Source organism: Rhizobacter sp. P3_B12 (assembly GCF_056402895.1).
In genome coordinates this window covers 1-3295 of record NZ_JBFUGN010000703.1, presented here as the reverse complement: position 1 = coordinate 3295, position 3295 = coordinate 1, and the positions used below count along the sequence as shown (strand labels likewise).

The 3295-nt window shown below is 69.2% G+C and carries 3 protein-coding genes and 1 other RNA gene; 3 read left to right on the top strand and 1 reads right to left on the bottom strand.

All coding sequences use genetic code 11. The features are described from left to right. Positions 1-580, top strand: a 580-nt coding sequence (locus AC1D01_RS26525; RefSeq protein WP_477871691.1) for an NYN domain-containing protein, incomplete at its 5' end; no start/stop codon positions are given. Between the two features lie 9 nt (positions 581-589). Continuing rightward, an RNA gene (gene rnpB / locus AC1D01_RS26520) (RNase P RNA component class A) lies at positions 590-935 on the top strand. A 2-nt stretch (positions 936-937) separates the two neighbouring features. On the opposite strand, the gene AC1D01_RS26515 is transcribed toward rnpB, so the two are convergent. Then, positions 938-2092 (bottom strand): HD-GYP domain-containing protein, encoded by a 1155-nt coding sequence (locus AC1D01_RS26515; RefSeq protein WP_477871689.1) that lies wholly within the window; start codon positions 2090-2092, stop codon positions 938-940. 388 nt (positions 2093-2480) lie between these two features. Between AC1D01_RS26515 and AC1D01_RS26510 the strand changes: the two genes are divergently transcribed. Then, on the top strand, positions 2481-3295 hold an 815-nt coding region (locus tag AC1D01_RS26510), incomplete at its 3' end, for a SpvB/TcaC N-terminal domain-containing protein (protein WP_477871687.1).

Sequence of the window (3295 nt, the reverse complement as noted above, 5' to 3'; positions counted from 1 at the left end):
GCTCTACACCGACCAGCCCGATGCGTTCGGCATCGTCTCGTCCGACAGCGACTTCACGCCGCTGGTGATGCACCTGAAGGCCAAGGGCGCGCTGGTGTACGGCTTCGGCGCGAAGAAGACGCCGATGCCGTTCGTCAATGCCTGCTCGCGCTTCCTGTACCTCGAGAACCTGGGCCAGCCGATCGAGGTGGCCGAGGCCGATACAGCACCCAAGCCCGCGACGAAGGCCAAGCCGGCCGCCGGTCGCAAGACCCGCGGCGGCACCAAGGCGGCTCCGGAGCCCGCGCCGGCGCCCGCCGAGCCGGCCGCACCGCTGCGCCAGGACACCGCGGCGCTGAAGCAGGACGCGCGGCTGGTCTCGCTGCTGCGCAATGCGGCCGAATCGGCGGCCGGCGAGGACGGCTGGTCGGCGCTCGGCGCGGTCGGCCAGCAGATCGGCAACCAGGCCTCGTTCGACCCGCGCAACTACGGCTACCGCAAGCTGATCGACCTGATCGAGGCGACGCAGCTGTTCGAACTCGACCGCCGCGGCAGCCAGGTGGTGCTGCGCGACAAGCGCCTCGCGAAGAGCAGGGGATAATGCGCCGGTGAAGCGGGCCAGACCGCCGCTGGTGCAAGGCCCGAAAGGGCGCACTGGAGGAAGGTCCGGACTGCACAGGGCAGCGTAGCAGCCAACGGCTGTCCACCGCGAGGTGAGGATCAGAGCAACAGAGACGAGTCGCCGCATCGGCCGCAAGGCCGGCGCAGCGGGTGAAACGGGCAATCTCTACGCGCAGCAATACCAAATAGGCACACGTTGATTCGGCCCGAGGAGTGTGCGGGTAGGTAGCACCGAGCCGGGCAGCGATGCCCGGCCCAGAGGAATGGCGGTCACGTCCGCCGGTTCGCAAGAATCGGCGGACGCACAGAATCCGGCCTATCGGTCCGCTTCACACTTTCAACCGGCCATCAGGCCATACACCCGTTCCGGCGGGATGCGCGGGAACGCCGCGGCGTTCTCGGCGGCGCCCTCGATCGCGAAACCGGCCTGCGACGAATCGCGTCGGTGGGTCTCGCCGACCGGCTTGCCGTTCTTGTCGCTGAGCGTTGCCACGAGCGGGTGCGGCCCGCTGGTGGCCCGGCGGATGACCACGCCCACCTCGCCGGAGTGGAGCCGCACCAGGCTGCCGGGCGGGTGCACGCCGACGGTCCGGATCATGGCCATCGCCAGTTCATCGCCGGCGCTTTGCTGGAAGAGCTGGCGCGTGGCCATCTGCGGCGTCATCGCCGGGCGCTTCTCGCGAGCGCTGATCTTGGCCATGTAGACATCGGCCGCGCGCAGCACGCGGGCTTCCGGGGTCGGCTCGCGCCCCTGCGGGTAGCCGGCGCCGCCCAGTTGTTCGTGGTGGCCGAGCACGGTCGCCAGCCAGGTCTCGTCATCGACGCCGACGCCTTGCAGCATCGCGACCGAGGCTTCGGGGTGCGCCCGGATCTGCTCCAGCTGCTTGCGGGTCGGCGGCGTGTCCTGCGCGGCCATCGTGGCCTGCAGGTCGAGCATCGACAGGTTCATCGTCAGCGCGGCACACCCGAGCGAGGTGCATCGCTGCGGCGTCCACCCGAGCTGGCGGCCCGTCAGCAGCGTCAGCGCAGCCACCCGCACGGCGTGGCGGAACGGGTAGAGCGCAAAGCGGCGTTCTTCCTGGCGCATGCATTCGAACAGCGCCACGTCCGGATCGCGGTCGACCAGCGCCTGCAGTGCGGTGAAGAAGGTCGTCAGCGCCGTGCCCTGCGCCTCGCGGCGCTGCAGCGCGCGCGCCACCTGGTCGAAGTGATGCATCAGGCGCTCCCAGCGGTCGAACACCGACAGGGCGGCAGCCGTCTGGGACTTCTTCGCCGCGGCCGCCTGCGCCTGCCGGGCCGCCTCGACCAGCGGCCGTTCGGCCCAGGCGCCGCGTTCGTGCAGGCCGTCGAGCTGGCGTTCATCGAGCAGCACCTGCCCGGCGTTCAGCAGCAGCCGCTCGTGCGTGTCGAGGATGYGGAACGGCAGCGGCTCGCCCACGTGCAACAGGTCGCGCACCTGGACCAGTGGAATGCGGTCCGTCGAGGAGCTCATGGAGCGAGTGTGACGCAAGCGGCGTCGCGGGTCGAGTCCGCAAACTGGTATGGCGCTGCGGAGGCGTCCGCTACGCTCGACGCTCCGCATGAAGCATGGTCATCGAGTCGGTGGACCAGCTCTACACCGACCAGCCCGATGCGTTCGGCATCGTCTCGTCCGACAGCGACTTCACAAGAGAGTAGTCGGAACGAATGAACCTCCTCAAGCTTGATGAATTCGCTCGACCCGCCGTGACAAAGCCGCACGTGCATTGCTAGACTGCGCGCACCGCAGCGGCAGACCACTGCCGCGCGGGTTGCCGGTGCCCCACAAGGCCGAAGGGCGACAACACCTCACCTTCACTGTCATTGGATGCATGGTCGACGACCGTGCGCTGGAGGACTCTTTGGAACTGATTCTGGTAGCGTCGCGGCGTGTCCGCGGCTCGGTGGTGTCGTGCCTGGGCGCGCTGGCGCTGGCTGCTCTTTCTCTGCCGGCCTGGGCCCAACTCGCGGTGGGCCATGACGGCCAGCCGGGGTATCAGCATCCGATCGCGTTGCCGCCGGGCATTGCCGGCATGGTGCCGTCGCTTGGCCTGTCGTACGACGGTGACGGCAGCGGTCCGGTGGGTCATGGCTGGTCGCTGACGGGCGTCTCGTCGATCGCGCGCTGCGGCGCGAACCTCGCCACCGACGGGCGCATCCACGGCGTCGACAACACGGCGACGGACAAGTTGTGCCTCGACGGCCAACGGCTGATCCAGACGGGTGCCACGGGCGTGGCGATGGCGTTCCCGCAGACCGATGACAGCGCAGGCGGCAGCGGTCTGCTGCGTGAGTTCCGCACCGAGCGCGATTCGTTCGCGCGCATCCGCGCTTACGGCGCGGGCGGCAATGCCCCGGCGTACTTCAAGGTCTGGACCAAGGACGGCCGGGTCTACGAGTACGGCAACAACAGCAATGCCACGGCTGACGCGGCCGTGACGGCGCAAGGCACCGGCGTCATCACGAGCTGGCTCGTCAGCCGTGTCAGCGACCTGCGCGGCAACTACATCGACTACCAGTACCAGCAGCGCGACGGATTGGCGTGGGGCAGCGGCACAGTGGCCGGCACGCCGATCGCGGGGCACGACTGGAGCCTGCGCGAGATCCGCTACACCGGCACGCCGACGCAGGCGCCGGGCAACAAGCTGGTGTTCAGCTACGAGGACCTGCCGGCGCT